This window comes from Roseovarius sp. MMSF_3281 (assembly GCF_030733685.1).
Taxonomy (GTDB): domain Bacteria; phylum Pseudomonadota; class Alphaproteobacteria; order Rhodobacterales; family Rhodobacteraceae; genus Roseovarius.
In genome coordinates this window covers 237,995-257,031 of record NZ_JASHIM010000001.1, presented here as the reverse complement: position 1 = coordinate 257,031, position 19,037 = coordinate 237,995, and the positions used below count along the sequence as shown (strand labels likewise).

The window sequence follows — 19,037 nt, the reverse complement described above, 5'->3', positions numbered from 1 at the left end:
TGAAAACGCTCGAATCGGGACATTGGGGCGTGGGCAGCATCGCTAAGGGGCAGGTTGCATGATTGGGCGCCGTTTTTCGCGCAAGCCAGACGACGAGGAAGTTGAACCCCGTGGGTTTGACGATTTTGAGTTACGGCTTGGCGATATGATGCGCGGTGAACGCGCAACCCTTGGCAAATCCCTTCTGGACGTCGAACGAGAACTGCGGATCAAGGCCAGCTATATCGCGGCCATTGAAAACGCCGATCCCGATGCCTTTGACACGCCCGGTTTCATTCCCGGCTATGTCCGGTCTTATGCCCGTTATCTGAACATGGACCCCGACAAGTCATTCGCGGCATTTTGCGCCGAGAGTGGCTTTTCCACCGCGCATGGCATGTCGGCGGAGGCCTCGGGGCGGCGCAAGAGCGACAGCACATCGCGTCTGGCAAGCCAATCGAAAAAACCGGTCGACCCCTTGATGTCGCCCAGCACGCCCTTTGTTCCGGCCAGCGAGAGCTTTCTTGCGCGGATCGAACCGGGGGCCATCGGCTCGGCGCTGGTGCTTTTGGCTTTGATCGGCGGCATCGGCTATGGCGGGTGGAGCGTTTTGAACGAAGTTCAGCGCGTGCAGGTGGCCCCGGTCGAAAACACGCCTGATGTCCTGTCGGATTTGGACCCTTTGCAAACGGCCGTTCGTGAAACCGAGGACCGGGACGAGGACAGCACCGAGATTGCCGGCGGATTCGCCGCGCCAGATGTCGAGGACCGCCTGGACCGTCTTTATCGGCCCGAGGCATTGGACGTGCCCGTGATGGTGGCGCGCGATGCGCCGATTTCGACCCTGAGCCCGGCGCAGGTGGGCCTGTTGCGGCCCGATTTGCCGCAGGCCGACCGCGAGTCGATCGAAGTGGCGGTGACCGAGGCGCAGGATCGGCCCAGCCCACAGGTTCTGGAAACGCCGCCTGCCGGTGTGCGCATGGTCGCGGTTCGGCCTGCGTGGGTGCGGGTGCGGGCCGCCGATGGCACGGTGATTTACGAAGGCATCATGAATGCCGGGGACACATGGGATGTACCGCCGACGGAAGAGCCGCCGACCCTGCGGGTGGGCGAATCCGGTGCGATCTATTTCAACGTCAACGGTCAGCATTACGGGCCTGCGGGGCCGCGCGGATCGGTTACCTCGGACCTGGCGTTGGATGCGACCGACCTGAGCCAAACCTATGATGTGGCCGATTTGACCCGGGACGAGGACCTGTCACGCTATGTGGCGGAGTTGCAGACGGGCGACGTGCCGCAGGAAGCCACTGCATCCGAGTGATTGCAGCCCCGGGGCATGCGCCCTATCTTGCCCCGTGAAGACAGTATCCAATCCCTGAAGGGGGCCTGATGTCGCTCAATCACATTCGTCCGTGGCGCAATGTCTATCGCCGCAAGAGCCGCCAGATTCACGTGGGCAACGTCCCTGTCGGGGGCGATGCGCCGATTTCGGTGCAGACCATGACCAATACCGATACCACCGATGTCGCGGCCACCGTCGCACAGGTGCAGGCCGCTGCCGAAGTGGGGGCGGATATCGTGCGGGTTTCGGTCCCGGATGAGGCAAGCGCCAAGGCCCTGAAAGAGATCGTGCGCGAAAGCCCGGTGCCTATCGTGGCCGATATCCATTTCCATTACCGGCGCGGGGTCGAGGCGGCCGAGGCCGGGGCGGCCTGTTTGCGGATCAACCCGGGCAATATCGGGGATGAAAAGCGCGTGCGCGAGGTGATCGCGGCGGCACGAGATCATGGCTGTTCCATGCGGATCGGGGTGAATGCCGGAAGCTTGGAAAAGCATCTTTTGGAAAAATACGGCGAGCCTTGCCCCGATGCCATGGTCGAATCCGGCATGGAGCATATGCGCATCCTGCAGGACAATGATTTCCACGAGTTCAAGATCAGCGTGAAGGCCAGTGACGTCTTCATGGCCGCCGCCGCTTATCAGCAATTGGCCGAGGCCTGTGACGCGCCGATTCACCTTGGGATCACCGAGGCGGGGGGATTGATGAGCGGGACGATCAAATCCTCGATCGGCATGGGCAACCTGTTGTGGATGGGGATTGGCGATACCCTGCGCGTGAGCCTGTCGGCCGATCCGGTGGAAGAGGTCAAGGTCGGCTATGAGATATTGAAATCTCTGGGCTTGCGGCATCGCGGGGTGAACATCATTTCCTGCCCAAGCTGCGCGCGGCAGGGCTTTGACGTGATCAAGACCGTTGAGACGCTTGAGCAACGGCTGGAGCATATCAAGACACCGATGAGCCTGAGCATTATCGGCTGCGTGGTGAATGGCCCCGGCGAGGCCCTGATGACCGACGTGGGCTTTACCGGCGGCGGCGCAGGCAGCGGTATGGTTTATCTGGCGGGCAAGGCCAGCCACAAGATGACCAACGACCAGATGATCGACCATATCGTCGAGCAAGTCGAGAAACGCGCCGAAGAGATCGAGGCCGGGGAAGCCGAGGCGACAGCGGCGGAATGACATCCAAGCCGCTTCGAAGCGGCTTGGGGCAAGGGCCTTAGAAGGCCCTTTTGACGCGGTTTCGAAACCGCGTGGTGCAAGCCCGTTCGAACGGGCTTGGCCCGTGGTTTCAACGGATCAGGTTCATCCGAAATTTCAGCCCACGCTTGGCCGCTTGGGGCAGGTGCCGATTGAGGCGTTTGTTGATCAACCCGAAGATCGCGATGATCAGCAAGGTCAGCAGGATGAAGTACCCGGCAAGGATCGGATAGGGGACGAAGGGGTTGAAGGTCTTGTCGGCGAAGTAGCTGGCGTAATAGAGCGCATCGCCGCGTTGTTGCCACGCCGGGAAGCCCGAGAAGAAGACCAGCGTCGTGGCGTGGAACAGGAAGATCGCCTCGTTCGTGTAGGCGGGCCATGCCAGCCGCAGCATGGTGGGCCAGACGATCCGCCGAAAGCGCGCCCAGCCCGAAAAACCATAGGCATCGGCGGCCTCGACATCGCCCTTTGGGATGGAGCGCAGCGCGCCGTAAAAGATCTCGCCCGAGTAGGCGGCGGTGTTGAGGAAAAGCACGATCAGGGCGCCCAGCCATGCGGCGGTGAAGGGGTCAAAGAACGGGTAGACCGATTTCAGCGATTGGAAGGCGAAATAGGCAAAGAAGAACTGGATAAAAAGCGGTGAGCCGCGGAAAACGAAGATGAACCATTCCGAAGCTTTGCGCAGAACCCGGTTGTTCGAGAACTTGCCAAGCGCCACGGCGGTGGCAAGGAAAAACCCGCTTAGAAGCGCCAGTACGCCGAAGTAGATGTTCCACAAAAGGCCCGAGCCAATCAGCGTAACCTGTTGGCAAAGCGTGAAGTTTTCGCGCGGCAGGAGGCGTTCGCCGATACCGAGGCTGCGCAATCCGTAATCCGCGATGGTTTCCCAGCAGCTCATGTCGCCGCCTTTCGTTGCGCTTCGCCGCCGGTGGTGGCCTGGCCGTGGGTCAGCTTTTGCATCAGGCGTTCGAGCAGCACCTCGGAAACACGCGTGAACCCGAGGTAGAAGATCAGCAGCGCAAGGAAGTACCACATGCGCCAGTCGCCGTGCGGGTACTGGGTGAAGCGCGGGTTGGCCGTGGCCCCCAGTTCGCGCGCCCAATAGACGATGTCTTCGACCCCCAGCAGGAACAACAGCGGCGTGGCCTTGATCAGCACCATCCAGAGGTTGGAAAGGCCGGGCAGGGCATAGACCCACATTTGCGGGACGAGGATACGCCAGAAGGTCTGGCGGCGGGTCATGCCATAGGCCTCGGCGGTTTCCAGTTGGGCGTGCGGTACCGCGCGCATGGCGCCGAATAGGACATTGGCCGCGAAGGCGCCGAAGACGATGGCGAAGGTCAGCATCGCGAGAAGGAATCCATAGACCTCATGTATCCATTGCGGCGCGTTGCCCAGGGGCAGTTTGGCCGCCTGGCAGACAACGAAATCATTGCCCTGCCGGATGGGTTGATCCCAGTCGGGGCAAAGCACCTGATGCCGCAGCCATTCAAAACCCTGATCGAGGGCGATGACGAAAAACAGGAAAAAGGCGATGTCGGGCACGCCGCGCACGATGGCGATATAACCCTTGCCGAAAAGTTGCATCGGCAGGAACCGTGAACGCGCCGCCGCGGCCCCGCCAAACCCGAAGGCCAGCGCGGTGGGTGCGGTGATGGCCAGAAGCAACAGCACCACGCCGAAGGAGGTATAGAAGGCCATGTGCTTGCCCGTGGTCAGGTAGCACGAGAGCCATGTGAGGCCCGTCAGCGTGGATGGATCGGCGCAGTAGGAAAACATTTATCGGCCCGAAAAGAGAGACAGAGGCCGCGCGGGCCTCCGTCGGGGTCGTGTGATCAGAAGGTGGAAGAGACGTCCCACTTGGTGATCATTTCGTTGAGCGAGCCATCGTCTTTCATCGACTGGATGGCGGCGTCGAAGGTTTCGCGAAGTTCGGTGTCGGATTCGCGAACGCCCATGCCCACGCCACCGCCAAGCGGCACGTCGGGGCCGGTAAAGACAAGGTCGGGGTCTTCATCGACAAAGGGCACGAGGAAGGATTTATCGGCCAGCACCGCGTCGGCCTCGCCGTTACGAACGGCGGCCAGCGTTTCCTCGGGCGAGGCGAATTCGATCAGGGTCGCGCCGGAGTCGGCGATATAGCCTGCCTGGATGGTGCCGGTCTGTGCGGCGATCACACCGTTTTCAACATCCACGTCATCGGACATCGCGGCATAGGCCGAGGGGTCGGGCGGCGTGTAATTTTGAGTGAAATCAATCACTTCATCGCGTTCGTCGGTAATGGACATACCCGCGATGATCACGTCGTAGTTGCCCGAAACGAGGTTGGGAATGATCGAATCCCATTCGTTGGTTACCCATTCGCAGTTGAGTTCGGCGCGCTTGCACAGTTCATCGCCCAGTTCGCGCTCGAACCCGTCAACCTCGCCCGCGTCGTTGAGGAAGTTCCACGGAGGGTATGCGCCCTCGGTGCCCATGCGGACGACGTCCTGTGCCATGGCGAAGCTGGCGGTAAAGGCCAGTGCCGCGGTGGAGAGGATCAGTTTCTTCATAAAGTTTCTCCCTTTGGTTGGTTGGATCAAGCGGCCATTGTCGAACTTAAGAACTGTTGCAGCCGCTCGGATTTGGGGGCGCCGAAGAGGGCATCGGGTGCGCCCTGTTCCTCGATCAGCCCCTGGTGCAGGAAAACGACGTGATCGGAAACATCCGCCGCCATTTTCATATCGTGGGTGACGATCATCATGGTGCGCCCTTCGGAGGCCAGATCCTTGATGACGCGGACCACCTCTTGTTCCAGCTCGGGGTCGAGGGCGGAGGTGGGTTCATCGAACAAAAGCGCCTCGGGTTCCATGCAAAGCGCGCGGGCGATGGCCGCGCGCTGTTGCTGGCCGCCGGACATCTGCGCGGGGTAGACATCGGCCTTGTCGCCGATGCCGACCTTGTCGAGGTAACCACGGGCGGCTTCTTCCACCTCGGCGCGGTCGCGGCCAAGCACGGTTACCGGGGCTTCCATGACGTTTTGCAGAACGGTCATATGGGCCCAAAGGTTGAACTGTTGAAAGACCATGGACAGGTTCGTACGGATGCGCAGCACCTGATGCGGGTCGGCGGGGTGGCGGTGCAGGCCCTCACCGCGCCATTTCACCGGCTCGCCCTTGAAAAGGATATCGCCCTGCTGACTGTCTTCCAGAAGGTTGGCGCAGCGCAGGATGGTGGATTTGCCCGAGCCGGAGGAGCCGATCAGCGAGATCACATCGCCCTTGTGGGCGGTGATATCCACGCCCTTGATCACTTCGAGCGCACCATAGGCCTTGTGCAGGTTGCGAATTTCGATGACGGGCGTGTCGTTGGCCAAGGCAGCATCCGTGAGTGATTTACATTCTGACACGACAATAGGGCCGAAAAAATGGCGCGATGCAACTTGCAAAACGGAGGCAACGGGGAAAATTCCGCCGTTCTGACGCAGGGTCAGCCCATTTTGGAGGGTGTTGTCAGCCTTGGGTATCGACCCGTTGACGGGCCAGCGCGCTATCGCGATCGTTCACCCCCAGAAGATTGGCCGCCAATCGGATCAGGGCATCTTCGTGTTGGTCGCGCTCGCCGTCGGCAAGGGCCACCTGCCACAGGGCCTCGATCACCCCGATGCGGGCTTCATAGGGCACGGCCTCTTTGATGGCGCGGGTGAAGCGGACGGTATCGGGGGCCTCGGACTCGAACTGTTCGGCATCGGCACGCAGGCGGGAGGCCTCGGGCTTGGTCAGGCCGAAACGGGTTTGCGCGATTTGTTCGATGCGGATCATCTCGGCGGCGGCATAATCGTTGTCGGACCGCGCCAAGCGCACCAGAAGGGCCGTCAACGGAATACGCGCGTCGTGATCGGTGAGAGGTTCGGGATCATCCTGAAACAGGGATTTGATGAAATCTGCAAACATGGGGGGAATATAAGCCTTATCGCGGCGGGGGCCAGTGTCAGCCCGGTTTCATTTCGGATTCGGCGCGGGCGCGGGCGGCGTCGCTGTCATGTTGCGAGAGGCCGAGGGCCTCTTGCGCGGCCTGGACAACGGCCACTTCTTCGTCCTGGCGAACACCATCGGCAAGCGCGACTTCCCACATCGCTTCAAGCGCGTCGATGCGGGCGTTGAAACTGACGGTTTCGCGGATGAGGTGGGCGAAATCCTGGGTGTCGGGGGCTTGTTTTTCAAGCTTTTCACAGGTGGCGCGCATCTTGGCGGCCTCAACCGGGTTAAGGCCGTTGATCCGTGCCAGCAGCCAGTCGATCCGGCCGATTTCCTCGACACGGTAACGGTGATCGGACAGTGCCACGCGAACCAGCAGCGCACCAAGGGCCAGCTTGGCGTCGGGTTCGGGCAGGGGTTGCGGCGTGGGCGCCTTGAGGGCGTTCAGGATGCCTTGGAACATGCGCTTTATCCTTCGTAGCCTTCGACGATGACCAGATCACCGCGCGCCACGGGATCGCGCAGGGCCTTGGCCTTTTGGTATGCGTCGGAGTTATAGCAATCAAGCGCGGCCTGATAGCTGGGAAATTCGATGATCACGGTGCGGGCGCGGGTTTCGCCCTCGACACATTCAAACGGGCCGCCACGGGCAAGGAAGCGTGCGCCGTATTCCGCGAAGGGGGCCGCATTCGCGGTTTTGTAGTTTTCGTATTGTGCGGGGCCATCAATTTCCATGTGTCCCACCCAGTAGCCTTTTGGCATCTATCCCTCCGGTTCAGAATGCAGCAGGGGCAGTTTGATAGAGGATATCGTCAATGGCAATCCCGCCGGGGTCGTCATTGGTGATCAGTACACCGGCGATATCGGGCAGACCATTGGCGCGGCGCAGGCCGATTTGGGTGATGCCGGGGCGCAAGGGCCGTGTATGGCGGGCGATGACCATGCCCTGGCGGGTGTAGAGCGTCAGGAATACCTGGCCGGGTTCGGGGGCGCGGCCCAAGGGACTGACGTAATCGGAATGAACCTTCAACGCCAAGGCGTGCTGGCCTTGGTCGAACAGCAGGGCAACGGCCCCTTCGCCACGCGCCGAAAGGCTAGGGAACCCGGCCGGGCCAAGAGGGAAAAGTGCATTGCTTTCAAAGCCCTGGTGATATGCGACCGAGAGGTTTTGACCACGCGCGCCGGGTTGGACGCGGAGCGGGGCATCGGGGGTGCCGGTGACATGATCAAAGCCGCCACGGTTGTGCCGTGATTGACCGTCAAAATGCTGCCCCATCCATGCCCTGCCAAGCCGCATGGCCGCGTCAAACTTGAACCCGGGTTCAGGTTGTCGCGGGAGAGTGTCGAAGGTTATGCGCGCCTGCAGCGTCGATTGCAGATCGGCATAGGGGACAGGTTCGATGGCTTGCGCGTGCAAGGCACCTGGAAGGATACCGGTGAGCCCGCAGAGAAAAAGAGCGCCCCATGCCGATGGCCGCAAGACCGTCACAATTGCTCCAAAATCTGAGCGTTTTCGCGGTGCAATTTCACCTTGTTCACCATGCAATAAGCCTAACGTCGGTTTCGGAGAAACGGAATGCACCTTTTTGAGGGCTACGATTGGAGCACAGGCAGCGAGGCGGAGCATCTTGCCCTGGTCCAAAAGGTGCCGCGGGAGGATTTGCCCGGCCTTGCCCGCGCCTATGACTGGTCAATGCATCCCGAGGCGGTGCTTGGCTGGATCATGGCGCAAAAGGGAATCGACCTTGGGGCGGCCCTTGAGGCGTTTTTCAACGGTGAACCGGAACGGTTCAACTATATTCGCAAACGCGACGTCCCACCGGAGTTTCGCGGGGCGGCGCGTGTCCTGGACAATATCTGTTTGCGGGTGAACAGCGGGTTTTACCTTGCCTATCCGCATCAGGACATCGCCGCGCGCAAGCGGGTGGCGCGTTGGCTTGAGTTTCAGCAAAGCGATCGGGAGGAAGGGCGCCGGGGGCGTTGGATACTGGATGAACGGATTTTATCCACGCTTCTGGATGATACGCTTTGCCTGGATGCAGGCCGGGAAGATCAAAGGTTTGCCCGCGATCCCAGCCTGCTTCGGGACCTGTTCAGCCCGATTTTGGAGTTGGGCGTTACCCAGCAGATCATGCGGTTCTTGCCGTCAAAGCCCCGATGAAACAGCACGATGGGCGGCGATCATGCGGATCATGCGCCGGGATCAAGTAAGCCGGGTAGGCCGGGGTGGAGTGGTTCAGCTCAGAACCAGCTTTGGACCCCGCGTGCCGCGCCAGAAATATCGCGGCCGACGCCGTCGACGGTTGCGCAACCGGCCAATGTCGCGATCAGGGCGAAAGCGATCAGTTTCTTCATGGCTTCGTGCCTCTTGTTTATCAAGACTGCTTCTTATTCTGCCTCGTGCCACCAAACCGTGGGGAGAAAGCCGATGCCATCCCCGTAGATCGGTAAGCGATCCTGTGGATAGCGCAATTCGCGCAAATGGGCAATGCGGCCAATGGCATAGCTGTGAATCGGTATGACATAGCGACCTGAAATCAACACCCGGTCCAAGGCGCGCACGGCGGCGGTGAAATCTTCCCGGCTGCGCGCCGTGAGCATTTTTTGGATCATCGCCTCGGCGGCGGGGCTTTTCATGCCCATGAGATTGCGGCTACCGGGTTGGTCGCCGGCGTCGGATCCCCAATAATACAATTGTTCGTTTCCGGGGCTGAGGCTGAGCGACCAGCGGGCGAAGGTGAGATCAAAATCATAGACCCGCTGGCGTTCGTTATACTGCGCCTTGTCGGTGGATTGCACGACGAGCGTTATCCCGAGACGTTCAAGCGCGCGGGCGTAGATATCCATGATCGCCGTGGCCTGTTGAATAAGCGCGTCCTGTTGCAAAAGTACGGTCAGCTGCAATGCCTCGCCCCGATCATTGCGCAGCTTTCCGCCTTGAACGGTCCAGCCAGCCTCGGACAGGAGTTTGACGGCACGGCGCAGGTTGCGGCGGTTCCGCTTGGAGCCGTCGCCTTTGGGAAGCTCATAGCCTTCAACTGCGCCGGGTGGCAGGCTGTCGGCGAAGGGGGCCAAAAGATCGGCCACCGGCCCCTTGGCCGGGCCAAGCTGCATCGCCAGTTCGGAGCCCGAGAAATAGGAGGTGATCCGGGGTTGCCGCCCGCCGGTGAGCGTGTCGTTGATATATTCGAAATTAAAGGCATGGATCAGCGCCGCGCGCACGCGCCAGTCATCAAGCGGCGGATTGCGGGTGTTCATCACGAAACCGGTCATGCCCGAGGGTTTGCGATGCGGGATTTCGGATTTGACGATTTCACCCGATTGCACGGCGGGAAAGTCATATTGGTTTTCCCAGCGTTCGGCGTTGAATTCGCGGATGTAGGACACGGCCTTGGCCTTGAAGGCCTCTTTCAAGACAGTGTTATCGCCGTAGAACTCGATCCGGATCTCATCGAAATTATGCACCCCTTGGCGCAGGGGCAGGTCATGGCCCCAGTAATCGGGATTGCGCTTGAGGGTGACATGGCGGCCCACCTCGAAATCCTCGACCACATAGGGCGCGGAGCCGAGGGGAATGTCGTTGATGGTGCCTTCGGCGAAGTTTTTGCCCTGCCATTGGGATTTTTGCAGGATCGGGCGCAGGCCCGCGATGAGGGCGAGTTCGCGGTCGTCTTCGTTAAAGGTCAGGCGCAGGCTGCGCGGACCGGTTTGTTCGATCGCCTCGACCTTGTCCCAGAAGGCGCGGTAGCGCGGGTGACCTTGGGTGCCCAGGGTCTTGAACGACCAAATGGCATCTTCGACGGTGACGGGGCTGCCATCCGAGAATCGGGCCTCTTCGCGCAGGGTAAATTCCACCCATTGGCGATTCGGTCCGGTCTCAATCGATTCGGCAAGAAGACCGTACAGGGTGAACGGTTCGTCCCAGGAGCGGCCCATCAGGGATTCATGCGTGAGGTAGCGAAGCTGCCACGGCGCGCTGCCTTTGAGGATGAAAGGATTGAGCGAATCGAAGCTGCCGACATTGCCGGTCACCACCCGGCCACCCTGGGGGGCATCGGGATTGGCGTAGGGCAGAGACACAAAATCAGGTGGAAGGGCGGGTTGGCCATACATAGCTATGCCATGCGCCTTTTCGGCATGGGCGGCTGTGCTGCCCGAAAGCAGTAAAAAAAACGTCGCCGCGCGGCAAAGCGAACGGAAAAATTCTGGTCTCATTTTGGCAACAATCCCTGCGGCCCCTGATATGCTTGAGGATGGACCGTAGAGAGGGATTCTTGCCTTTTCAAACTTTTAGCTTGGATCACAGCGCCAGATTGCTTATAAAGGGGTCACTGCTCGATAGGTTTCTTGCCTGTATGAAACCTGCCTCAATAACTTAACGCCGGCTTCGTGCCGGCGTTTTTTTTTATCGCATGACCTGTGGGCAGCTTTCTTCACAATTCCGTCTTTCCCGGTGCAATTCGCGCGCGCGGCATTTATGCTGCAATCGCAAACCTACGGGAGAGACCGATATGAGCGTCACAGGCAAGACCGCCATCATCACAGGATCGAATTCAGGCATCGGATTGGGAATCGCCGAGGAACTGGCCAAGGCCGGGGCCAACGTGGTTTTGAACTCCTTTACCGACAATGACGAGGATCACGCGCTGGCCGCGCGGATCGGCAAGGACCACGGCATCGAGGCGCGTTATATCAAGGCGGATATGTCGAAGCCCGACGAATGCCGCGCCTTGGTCGAGCAGGCGGGCGCCTGCGATATCCTGGTCAACAATGCAGGTATCCAGCATGTGGCCGGGATCGAGGAATTCCCCATGGAAAAATGGGACGCGATCATCGCGATCAACATGAGTTCGGCCTTCCATACCACCGCCGCCGCGCTGCCGGTGATGCGCAAATCGGGCTGGGGCCGGGTGATCAACGTGGCAAGCGCCCATGGCTTGCGCGCAAGCCCGTTCAAATCGGCCTACGTGGCCGCGAAACACGGGGTTGTGGGCCTGACCAAGGTCACCGCCCTTGAGACGGCCCAAGAGCCGATCACGGCCAATGCGATCTGCCCCGGGTATGTTCTGACCCCGCTGGTCGAAGCGCAGATTCCCGACACGATGAAGGAATACGACATGAGCCGCGAGGATGTGATCAAGAACGTCATGCTGACGCGGCAACCGTCGAAAGAGTTTGCCACGGTGGAGCAACTGGGCGGTACGGCGCTTTACCTGTGTTCGGATGCGGCGGCGCAGGTGACGGGCACGACCATCAGTGTCGACGGTGGCTGGACGGCCATGTGACGCGGTCTCGGATCGCCGGGGCGATCCGACCGGGGCGAGGGGCGCCGCCCCTCGCGCTCCCCGGGGTATTTTGACCAAGAAAAAGGCGGGGCAGGGGTGAGCAATCCAAAGCGGATCAATCTGGCGCTACAGGGTGGCGGGGCGCATGGCGCCTTTACCTGGGGCGTTTTGGATCGTCTTCTGGAAGACGAGGAAATCGAGATTGCCGGGATGTCGGGCACCTCGGCCGGGGCCCTGAACGGGGCGGCGGTGAAATCGGGGTTGCTGGAGGCCGGGCGCGAGGGGGCGCGGGCGAACCTGGCATGGCTTTGGGAGCAGATGGGCGCGGTGCAGGACATGCGCATGCCAGCCTGGATGGCGGGCGTTGTGCCGCAACCGGATGCCGTGAGCGGGGCCCTGGAGCTATCGCCGCCCTATCTTTTCGCCGATGCCATGAGCCGGATGATCAGCCCCTATGCCTATGGGCCGTTTTATTCCAATCCGCTTAAGCGCATCGTCGAGCAGTTCCACTATGACACGGTTTGCGCCGCGGAGGGGCCTGCGTTTTTCGTCGGCGCCACCAATGTGCACACCGGCAAGATCAAGGTGTTTCGCGGCGCGGAAATCTCGACCGAGGCGCTTTTGGCCTCGGCCTGTTTGCCGACCCTGTTCAAGGCGGTGGAAATCGACGGGGCGCATTACTGGGATGGTGGCTATACCGGCAACCCGGCACTGTTTCCGCTGTTCGAAGGGAATTTGCCGAGCGATATCCTGATCGTGCATATCAACCCGCTTGAACGCGAGGACGTTCCGAAAAGCCCGCAGGAGATTCAGAACCGGATCAACGAGATCAGCTTTAATTCCTCGCTTTTGCGGGAGTTGCGGGCGATTCACTTCGTGCAGCGTTTGCTGAATGATGGATCGTTGCGCGAAGGGACGATGAAACGGCTTTACGTGCATATGATTGCCGATGATGTCTTGATGCGCGATTTGTCGGTCGCGACGAAACTGGTGCCGTCCCCTTACACGCTGTATCGCTTGCGTGATGCGGGCCATGCGGCGGCGGAGCGTTTTTTGGCAGCGCACCGGGATGACCTGGGCCAGGGCAGCACGGTGGATATGGCCGCGATGTACGGTTAGGCCTTGGCCTTCAGGCGGGGGTCGTCCGGGTCAACCTGACCGGGATAGACGAGCCCCGCCGAGATCACCAGTTTCGCGGCGTCTTCGACGCTCATATCCAGTTCGATCACGTCGTCCTTGGGAAAGAACAACAAGAAGCCGCTGGTCGGGTTGGGGGTGGTCGGCACGAAAACACTCAGCAGGTCCGAGCCGGATTCGGCGCGGGCGTTGACCTCGCCCTTGGCGGCGGTCGAGATGAAGCCAATCGCCCAGATATCCTTGCGCGGGTACTGGATCAGGCAGGCCTTTTCAAAGCTGCGTTCGCTTTGGGCAAAGACCGTTTCAGCGATCTGTTTGACGCCCGAATAGATCGAGCGCACCACCGGCATACGATCGACCAGCGATTCCGCGAAGAGGATCAGCGATTTGCCGATCAGGCCCTTGGCGATCCAGCCGACGACGATGGTGAACACAAGAAAGATGATCACGCCGACGCCACGCAGGTTGATGCCGATATAATGCTCGGGCCGGAAACTTGAGGGAATGAGCGGCAAAACCACGCTGTCGACCCATCCCATGAGCGTCCAAACCAGCCAGACGGTAAGGGCCACCGGGGCAATGACGACGATGCCCGTCAGGAAGCTGGCGCGCAGACCGGCGAACATGCCGGGTTTGCGGGTCAGCTGTGGTTCTTCGTCAAACGGGGTATTCATGGGCGAAACAAGCCTGTGCGATCTTGCCCGTATCTAAGCAGATTACCCGGCAGTCACAATGGCCCGGGGATCGCGCGCGATGAAATAATGCCGGGTTTGCCCGCAAAATATGCGCTACGAAGGCAATTGGCAGGCCATTTCAACTGCAATTTGCGCGGCGAGGCGGGCGTTGTTGCGGATGAGAGCGATATTGGTGGCAAGGCTTTGGCCTTCGGTCAGTTCAAAAATCCGGCGCAGCATGAAAGGCGTGACGGGTTTGCCGGCAATGCCCTGCGCTTGGGCCTCGGATTGGGCTTGGACGATAAGCGGGTGTAGGGTATCGGCCGGGATGTCATGCTCCGGCGGTACCGGGTTGGCGATTAATTGGCCACCGGGCAGGCCAAGGGCCGCGCGCATCCGGTGGGCGCGGGCGATCTGGGCGGCGTCGTCAAGGCGCAATGGGGCGGGCAAGCCGCTGTCGCGCGACCAGAAGGCGGGCAGGGCGTCTTGCCCGTAGGCGATGACCGGAACCCCCAGGGTTTCCAATGTTTCCAAGGTCTTGGGCAGGTCCAGAATGGCCTTGGCCCCGGCGCAGACCACGGTGACGGGGGTTTGCGCCAGTTCTTGCAAGTCAGCGGAGATGTCAAAGCTTTGCTCGGCCCCGCGATGCACGCCGCCGATGCCGCCGGTGGCGAAAACGCTGATGCCTGCCAGATGGGCGGCGATCATGGTGGCGGATACGGTAGTTGAGCCGGTGCCGCCCTGGGCCATGCAAACCGCCAGATCGGCACGCGAGAGCTTGGCAACCCCGGTGGATCGGGCAAGGGTTTCAAGGGGAGTTGCCCCAAGCCCCACGCGCAGCGCCCCGTCGATAACGGCCACGGTGGCGGGCACGGCCCCGGCTTGGCGCACCTCGTCTTCGACCATACGCGCGGTTTCAACGTTGTGCGGGTAGGGCATGCCGTGGGTGATGATGGTGGATTCAAGCGCCACCACGGGACGGGATTGATCAAGGGCCTCTTGCACCTCTGGGCTGGGGGTGAAATTGGCGGTCACGGGGGCTGTCCTCGGCGGATGGGGCGAATCGATGCTAAGCCATTGATTATCAGTAAAAACCCATTTCTGCACCTCGTGGGTGTGGCGATGGTCCGCCCATCCTTGGTACGGCGCGACGGGTTGCCTTGCGTGGCCCATTGCCACGGCCCTATCGCTTTTCTCGAGTTGACGATGTATGCTGCACCGCAGAAAACCCTGTGGAGGCTGGACATATGAGCGGTGAAATCATCTGCGTGGCGCAGCAGAAGGGCGGGGCGGGCAAGACGACACTCGTCTCGAACCTGGCAATTGCCTATCTGGCGGAGGGCAAGCGCGTTGGCTTGCTGGATACCGATCCCCAGGGCAGTCTTGGAAAATGGCTGGATGTTCGGGAAGAGACTTTGGGGGAAAACGAAAACCTCCAGTTCGCGACGGCGACGGCCTATGGCATTTCCCGCGCATTGCGGGGGATCGGAAATGAAGCGGATGTTATCCTGGTGGATACGCCGCCCAAGGCCGACAGTGATATCCGGCAGGTTTTGCGCGAGTCGGATCTTGTGCTGATACCGGTTGCCACCAGTCAGGCCGATGTCTGGGCCACGCATGATGTTTTGGACTTGGCGGACCGTGCCGGGAAGCCGACGCATATCGTCATGAACCGCACGCGGACAGGTACACGCGTGGGGGAAGATGTTGCCAATTCGGTGGCCGGACTTGAGGCAAGGCCCTTGCAGGCGACACTGGCCAACAGGGTTATCTATGCCGAAGCACTGGGGCGTGGTTTGGGGGTGATCGAGGCGAAACGCTCGGTGGCAGCCTCGAACGAGGTGCGGGCCATGGCGCATGAGGTATCCGGGCTTCTGGGGATGTGAAGCTGCGGTTTGGCGTGCGGCCGATGGTCGATACTCGTGAACTGTCTGCGCCCCTTGGTCCGGGGCATGACGCAGGGGGGGGTTGCGCGGGGTAGGGAATGGGTCTATACGCGCGCTACTCAATCCGCAGGTATGGGCGGGCTGATCGGGGGAGACATCCCCGGCGGTCCACCGGTTGAAGCATCCGCTTCTCATCCCGTACCGAGGCGAAAACCGGAAAGGAAAAACGACATGGGTCTTCCCGAATTCTCCATGCGTCAGCTGTTGGAAGCTGGCGTTCACTTTGGTCACCAAACGCAGCGCTGGAACCCCCGTATGGGCGAGTTCATCTATGGTGCGCGCAATGGCATCCACATCATGGACCTGACGCAGACCGTCCCGATGCTGGACGCCGCCCTGCATGCTGTTCGTGAATGCGTTGCCAAAGGCGGCCGCGTTCTGTTCGTCGGCACCAAGCGTCAGGCCAGCGGCCCGGTGGCCGAAGCCGCCGAGAAATGCGCACAATACTACATGAACCACCGTTGGTTGGGCGGCACGCTGACCAACTGGCAGACCGTTTCGAAGTCGATCAAGCGTTTGAACGATATCGACGAAGTTCTGGCCGCCGGTGGTGAGGGCCTGACCAAGAAAGAGCGTCTGGGCATCGAGCGCGACCAGGAAAAACTGCAAGCCAGCCTTGGCGGTATCCGCGAAATGGGTGGTGTGCCGGACATGCTGTTCGTTATCGACGTCAAGAAAGAAGCGCTGGCCGTTGCCGAAGCCAACAAGCTTGGCATCCCGGTTGTGGCCGTGGTCGACACCAACTGCTCGCCCGATGGCATTGACTACATCATCCCCGGCAACGACGACGCCGCGCGCGCCATCTCGCTTTACTGCGACCTGGTGAGCCGTGCCGCGCTGGACGGGACCGCCGCGCAACTGGGCGCTGCAGGCGTCGACATCGGTGCGATGAGCGAAGCGCCTGCCGAGGACGCCGCCGAAGAGGCCGCTGCTGAAGCCCCGGCCGAAAGCTAAGCCGCTTTCACGAATTTGACATGGGGCGTGGTCATACCACGCCCTGCATTCCCTGACTTTCAAGGAGAGCCAAGATGGCGATCACAGCTGCAATGGTGAAAGAACTGCGCGACGCGACGGGCGCAGGCATGATGGACGCGAAAAAAGCGTTGACCGAAAACGACGGTGACATGGAGGCCGCTGTTGACTGGCTTCGCACCAAGGGCCTTGCCAAGGCCGCCAAGAAATCCGACCGCACCGCCGCCGAGGGCCTTGTAGCCGTCAAGGTGGACGGTGGCACCGGGGTCGCTGTCGAGGTGAACGCCGAGACCGACTTTGTTGCCAAGAACGCCGAATTCCAAACCATGGTTGGCGACATCGCCAATGCCGCGCTTGGCGTGGCCGACATGGACGCGCTGAACGCCGCGGATCTGGGCGGCAAAAGCGTGGCCGACACCATCACCGACAAGATCGCCACCATCGGCGAGAACATGTCCGTGCGTCGCATGGCCAAGATCGAAGGCGATATCGTTGTCAGCTACGTGCACAACGCCATGGCCGACGGCATGGGCAAAATCGGCGTTCTGGTGGCCCTGAAGGGTGGGGACGAGGCATTTGGCAAGCAGGTTGCCATGCACATCGCCGCCACCAACCCCGCCGCTTTGAACGAGGCCGCACTGGACCCGGCGATTGTCGAGAAAGAACGCCAGGTTCAAATCGACATCGCGAAAGAGTCCGGCAAGCCCGACAACGTGATCGAAAAGATGATCGAAGGCCGCATGAAAAAGTTCATGTCGGAAGTCACGCTTCTGGGTCAGTCCTTCGTGATCAACCCCGACCTGACCGTTGAAGCCGCCGCCAAGGAAGCCGGCGCCGATATCCTCGGGTATGTGCGCCTGGAAGTGGGTGAAGGTATCGAGAAGAAAGAAGAAGATTTCGCAGCCGAAGTGGCCAAAGCCGCTCAGGGCTAAGCCCCTTCTTCACGTCGAAAAAGTAAAGGTGCCGCCGGGCTTCGGCGGCACCTTATTTTTTCCGGCCCGTCATTGGGGATGAAGTAGGCCGGGTTAACCTGACCGCCGGCCCGAGTATAAAGGCCGACGATCAGCCGTCCGGTAGGACAAAGGGCTGTAGAGCCGTGAAATCGTCCGGTAGTACAACCCCCTCGTGTTCCAAGGCTTAAAGCCACCACTCACGGAACCCCGACACTGTGCGCATTTACCCAAGGTTAAGTAAGTCAGGGATTCCATACCCGTTGGGTTGTTGACGATATCCCATCAGGGTTCGATCACGAACATCTGGTTCTGAAAGGCGGCTTTAAGGACCGCCTGCGCGGTGGTTTCCACGCTCAGCGCCTCACGCGCAAGACGCAGATGCTTTTCCACGGTTGCGGGTGTCAGCTCCATCAGGATCGCGGTGTCTTGCACCGTTTTTCCGTCGCCGACCCATTCCAGCACCTCGCGCTGTCGCTTGGTCAGGGCGCGGCCCGGCGCATTGTAGGGCAGGGACAGGATACGCAGATGCACCACCGTGTTGAGTGCGGTAATGATCTCGCCCTTGTCGGCCCATTGGCGATCAATCTCGTCTTGAGACATACCGGCCCGCGCCGTGAGGGCAATCGCACCCTTGGCGCGCGGCGAGACACTTTTGAAACTGATCGAGTAGCCCGCGGTGACACCATGCGCCTTGTTGAAAGCCAAAACACGTTCTTCTTCGGGGCTCAGCTTCAGGGTTCTGATATGCGACCAAGACTGCGCGCCATCATTTTCCAGTGCCCAGCGAACCATGGGCGCATCGGTATAGAGCCTGCCGTTGATGAAGCCTTCGGTGTAATCCGGGCTGTGATTTGTAAGCAGAACGAAATCCTCGGGATCGCCAAGGGTTGTCGGCGTCCGGTAACGCGTGAACCCATAGAGAAGCCGATCAAAGCCGAACTCGGCCATCTGGCGGCAATGCATGTCCCATAAGGCCTCGATCCCGGGCGCGTTCAGAAGATTGTTCAGCTTCCCCGGGTCGATCATCATGTCACGCCAGATGTTCGCACAATGCCTTCAAAGCCATGGGGTAGCCATTGGCGCCAAAGCCACAGATCACGCCAATCGCCACCTTGGAAATATAGGAGGTGTGGCGAAATTCTTCGCGGGCATGGATGTTTGACAAGTGCAGCTCGACCGTCGGGATTTCGACCGAGGCGAGGGCGTCCATCAAAGCGACCGACGTATGCGTATAAGCGCCTGCATTCAGGATGATCCCGTCATGCGTTCCCTTGGCGGCATGGATCAAATCAATCATAAAGCCTTCGGAATTGCTTTGTTCGAAGGCGATGGAACAGCCCAGATCCCTGGCCGTATCCGTACAAAGCGCTTGGATATCGGCCAGCGTCGTGTGACCGTAAACCTCGGGCTGGCGTGTGCCAAGCAGGTTGAGGTTCGGACCGTTGAGGATCAAGATTGAGGTCATAGGCATCACCATCCCTTTGGAACACTGATAAACCGCCATAGGCCGCCGCGTCCAGAAAGTTTAGCAACGGGCGCTAAGGTGCTGCATATATTGGGGAAGTTCCGTGGCTTAAGAGTGACTCATCACGGCTAT

22 protein-coding genes are annotated in these 19,037 nt (G+C 60.6%); 8 read left to right on the top strand and 14 right to left on the bottom strand.

The window, feature by feature from the left end:
• The first annotated feature begins 58 nt into the window (after nt 1-58).
• Both RBB32_RS01535 and ispG read left to right on the top strand, forming a co-directional pair.
• The gene (locus RBB32_RS01535; RefSeq protein ID WP_306150908.1) at nt 59-1,300 is read left to right on the top strand and encodes a helix-turn-helix domain-containing protein; all 1,242 of its coding nucleotides are present in this window, start codon (nt 59-61) and stop codon (nt 1,298-1,300) included.
• 68 nt (nt 1,301-1,368) lie between these two features.
• Nucleotides 1,369-2,499, top strand: a complete 1,131-nt coding sequence (ispG, locus tag RBB32_RS01530; RefSeq protein ID WP_306150907.1) for a flavodoxin-dependent (E)-4-hydroxy-3-methylbut-2-enyl-diphosphate synthase — start codon at nt 1,369-1,371, stop codon at nt 2,497-2,499.
• A gap of 109 nt (nt 2,500-2,608) precedes the next feature.
• On the opposite strand, the gene RBB32_RS01525 is transcribed toward ispG, so the two are convergent.
• From RBB32_RS01525 to RBB32_RS01490, 8 genes are all read right to left on the bottom strand, one after another.
• Entirely contained in the window at nt 2,609-3,415 is an 807-nt protein-coding gene (locus RBB32_RS01525) for an ABC transporter permease (RefSeq protein WP_306150906.1), read from the bottom strand.
• Entirely contained in the window at nt 3,412-4,296 is an 885-nt protein-coding gene (locus RBB32_RS01520; RefSeq protein ID WP_306150905.1) for an ABC transporter permease, read from the bottom strand. Before RBB32_RS01520 ends, RBB32_RS01525 begins: the two co-directional genes overlap by 4 nt.
• Nucleotides 4,297-4,352: 56 nt before the next feature.
• Nucleotides 4,353-5,069, bottom strand: coding sequence for a transporter substrate-binding domain-containing protein (locus tag RBB32_RS01515; protein ID WP_306150904.1), 717 nt, complete (start codon nt 5,067-5,069; stop codon nt 4,353-4,355).
• Nucleotides 5,070-5,095: 26 nt separating this feature from the next.
• Complete coding sequence (locus RBB32_RS01510) at nt 5,096-5,872, bottom strand: ABC transporter ATP-binding protein (protein WP_306150903.1); 777 nt, start codon at nt 5,870-5,872, stop codon at nt 5,096-5,098.
• 136 nt (nt 5,873-6,008) lie between these two features.
• Nucleotides 6,009-6,449, bottom strand: coding sequence for a TerB family tellurite resistance protein (locus RBB32_RS01505; protein ID WP_306150902.1), 441 nt, complete (start codon nt 6,447-6,449; stop codon nt 6,009-6,011).
• Nucleotides 6,450-6,486: 37 nt separating this feature from the next.
• Nucleotides 6,487-6,936, bottom strand: coding sequence for a TerB family tellurite resistance protein (locus RBB32_RS01500; RefSeq protein WP_306150901.1), 450 nt, complete (start codon nt 6,934-6,936; stop codon nt 6,487-6,489).
• Nucleotides 6,937-6,941: 5 nt separating this feature from the next.
• Entirely contained in the window at nt 6,942-7,235 is a 294-nt protein-coding gene (locus RBB32_RS01495) for a DUF1330 domain-containing protein (RefSeq protein WP_306150900.1), read from the bottom strand.
• Between the two features lie 13 nt (nt 7,236-7,248).
• On the bottom strand, nt 7,249-7,890 hold the full coding sequence (locus tag RBB32_RS01490) for a hypothetical protein (protein WP_306150899.1): 642 nt from the start codon (nt 7,888-7,890) through the stop codon (nt 7,249-7,251).
• 159 nt (nt 7,891-8,049) lie between these two features.
• Between RBB32_RS01490 and RBB32_RS01485 the strand changes: the two genes are divergently transcribed.
• A complete protein-coding gene (locus RBB32_RS01485; protein ID WP_306150898.1) occupies nt 8,050-8,634 on the top strand; it encodes a hypothetical protein in 585 nt (194 codons plus the stop codon).
• Between the two features lie 80 nt (nt 8,635-8,714).
• On the opposite strand, the gene RBB32_RS01480 is transcribed toward RBB32_RS01485, so the two are convergent.
• Entirely contained in the window at nt 8,715-8,828 is a 114-nt protein-coding gene (locus tag RBB32_RS01480; protein ID WP_154148210.1) for an entericidin EcnA/B family protein, read from the bottom strand.
• A 33-nt stretch (nt 8,829-8,861) separates the two neighbouring features.
• Nucleotides 8,862-10,688, bottom strand: coding sequence for an extracellular solute-binding protein (locus RBB32_RS01475; RefSeq protein WP_306150897.1), 1,827 nt, complete (start codon nt 10,686-10,688; stop codon nt 8,862-8,864).
• A 296-nt stretch (nt 10,689-10,984) separates the two neighbouring features.
• Between RBB32_RS01475 and RBB32_RS01470 the strand changes: the two genes are divergently transcribed.
• Nucleotides 10,985-11,758, top strand: coding sequence for a 3-hydroxybutyrate dehydrogenase (locus RBB32_RS01470; protein WP_306150896.1), 774 nt, complete (start codon nt 10,985-10,987; stop codon nt 11,756-11,758).
• Nucleotides 11,759-11,854: 96 nt separating this feature from the next.
• A complete protein-coding gene (locus tag RBB32_RS01465) occupies nt 11,855-12,877 on the top strand; it encodes a patatin-like phospholipase family protein (protein WP_306150895.1) in 1,023 nt (340 codons plus the stop codon).
• Here RBB32_RS01465 and RBB32_RS01460 read toward each other — a convergent pair.
• On the bottom strand, nt 12,874-13,569 hold the full coding sequence (locus RBB32_RS01460; protein ID WP_306150894.1) for a DUF502 domain-containing protein: 696 nt from the start codon (nt 13,567-13,569) through the stop codon (nt 12,874-12,876). The two genes, RBB32_RS01465 and RBB32_RS01460, sit on opposite strands and share 4 nt — an antisense overlap.
• Nucleotides 13,570-13,683: 114 nt before the next feature.
• On the bottom strand, nt 13,684-14,604 hold the full coding sequence (locus RBB32_RS01455; protein ID WP_306150893.1) for a pseudouridine-5'-phosphate glycosidase: 921 nt from the start codon (nt 14,602-14,604) through the stop codon (nt 13,684-13,686).
• A 212-nt stretch (nt 14,605-14,816) separates the two neighbouring features.
• On the opposite strand from RBB32_RS01455, the gene parA reads away from it, so the two are divergent.
• From parA to tsf, 3 genes are all read left to right on the top strand, one after another.
• Complete coding sequence (parA, locus tag RBB32_RS01450; RefSeq protein WP_306150892.1) at nt 14,817-15,455, top strand: ParA family partition ATPase; 639 nt, start codon at nt 14,817-14,819, stop codon at nt 15,453-15,455.
• A gap of 231 nt (nt 15,456-15,686) precedes the next feature.
• On the top strand, nt 15,687-16,469 hold the full coding sequence (rpsB, locus tag RBB32_RS01445; RefSeq protein WP_306150891.1) for a 30S ribosomal protein S2: 783 nt from the start codon (nt 15,687-15,689) through the stop codon (nt 16,467-16,469).
• Nucleotides 16,470-16,543: 74 nt separating this feature from the next.
• Nucleotides 16,544-17,419 (top strand): translation elongation factor Ts, encoded by an 876-nt coding sequence (tsf, locus tag RBB32_RS01440; protein WP_306150890.1) that lies wholly within the window; start codon nt 16,544-16,546, stop codon nt 17,417-17,419.
• 303 nt (nt 17,420-17,722) lie between these two features.
• On the opposite strand, the gene RBB32_RS01435 is transcribed toward tsf, so the two are convergent.
• The gene (locus RBB32_RS01435; protein WP_306150889.1) at nt 17,723-18,466 is read right to left on the bottom strand and encodes a LuxR family transcriptional regulator; all 744 of its coding nucleotides are present in this window, start codon (nt 18,464-18,466) and stop codon (nt 17,723-17,725) included.
• A gap of 4 nt (nt 18,467-18,470) precedes the next feature.
• Nucleotides 18,471-18,905 (bottom strand): type II 3-dehydroquinate dehydratase, encoded by a 435-nt coding sequence (gene aroQ / locus RBB32_RS01430; RefSeq protein WP_306151146.1) that lies wholly within the window; start codon nt 18,903-18,905, stop codon nt 18,471-18,473.
• Between the last annotated feature and the right edge of the window lie 132 nt (nt 18,906-19,037).

What these genes read in the sequence shown, in the direction of transcription:
- RBB32_RS01535 (WP_306150908.1), top strand. Translation starts at nt 59, where the DNA reads ATGATTGGGCGCCGTTTTTCGCGCAAGCCAGACGACGAGGAAGTTGAA.
- ispG (WP_306150907.1), top strand. Translation starts at nt 1,369, where the DNA reads ATGTCGCTCAATCACATTCGTCCGTGGCGCAATGTCTATCGCCGCAAG.
- RBB32_RS01525 (WP_306150906.1), bottom strand. Translation starts at nt 3,415, where the DNA reads ATGAGCTGCTGGGAAACCATCGCGGATTACGGATTGCGCAGCCTCGGT.
- RBB32_RS01520 (WP_306150905.1), bottom strand. Translation starts at nt 4,296, where the DNA reads ATGTTTTCCTACTGCGCCGATCCATCCACGCTGACGGGCCTCACATGG.
- RBB32_RS01515 (WP_306150904.1), bottom strand. Translation starts at nt 5,069, where the DNA reads ATGAAGAAACTGATCCTCTCCACCGCGGCACTGGCCTTTACCGCCAGC.
- RBB32_RS01505 (WP_306150902.1), bottom strand. Translation starts at nt 6,449, where the DNA reads ATGTTTGCAGATTTCATCAAATCCCTGTTTCAGGATGATCCCGAACCT.
- RBB32_RS01500 (WP_306150901.1), bottom strand. Translation starts at nt 6,936, where the DNA reads ATGTTCCAAGGCATCCTGAACGCCCTCAAGGCGCCCACGCCGCAACCC.
- RBB32_RS01495 (WP_306150900.1), bottom strand. Translation starts at nt 7,235, where the DNA reads ATGCCAAAAGGCTACTGGGTGGGACACATGGAAATTGATGGCCCCGCA.
- RBB32_RS01485 (WP_306150898.1), top strand. Translation starts at nt 8,050, where the DNA reads ATGCACCTTTTTGAGGGCTACGATTGGAGCACAGGCAGCGAGGCGGAG.
- RBB32_RS01480 (WP_154148210.1), bottom strand. Translation starts at nt 8,828, where the DNA reads ATGAAGAAACTGATCGCTTTCGCCCTGATCGCGACATTGGCCGGTTGC.
- RBB32_RS01475 (WP_306150897.1), bottom strand. Translation starts at nt 10,688, where the DNA reads ATGAGACCAGAATTTTTCCGTTCGCTTTGCCGCGCGGCGACGTTTTTT.
- RBB32_RS01470 (WP_306150896.1), top strand. Translation starts at nt 10,985, where the DNA reads ATGAGCGTCACAGGCAAGACCGCCATCATCACAGGATCGAATTCAGGC.
- RBB32_RS01460 (WP_306150894.1), bottom strand. Translation starts at nt 13,569, where the DNA reads ATGAATACCCCGTTTGACGAAGAACCACAGCTGACCCGCAAACCCGGC.
- parA (WP_306150892.1), top strand. Translation starts at nt 14,817, where the DNA reads ATGAGCGGTGAAATCATCTGCGTGGCGCAGCAGAAGGGCGGGGCGGGC.
- rpsB (WP_306150891.1), top strand. Translation starts at nt 15,687, where the DNA reads ATGGGTCTTCCCGAATTCTCCATGCGTCAGCTGTTGGAAGCTGGCGTT.
- tsf (WP_306150890.1), top strand. Translation starts at nt 16,544, where the DNA reads ATGGCGATCACAGCTGCAATGGTGAAAGAACTGCGCGACGCGACGGGC.
- RBB32_RS01435 (WP_306150889.1), bottom strand. Translation starts at nt 18,466, where the DNA reads ATGATCGACCCGGGGAAGCTGAACAATCTTCTGAACGCGCCCGGGATC.
- aroQ (WP_306151146.1), bottom strand. Translation starts at nt 18,905, where the DNA reads ATGACCTCAATCTTGATCCTCAACGGTCCGAACCTCAACCTGCTTGGC.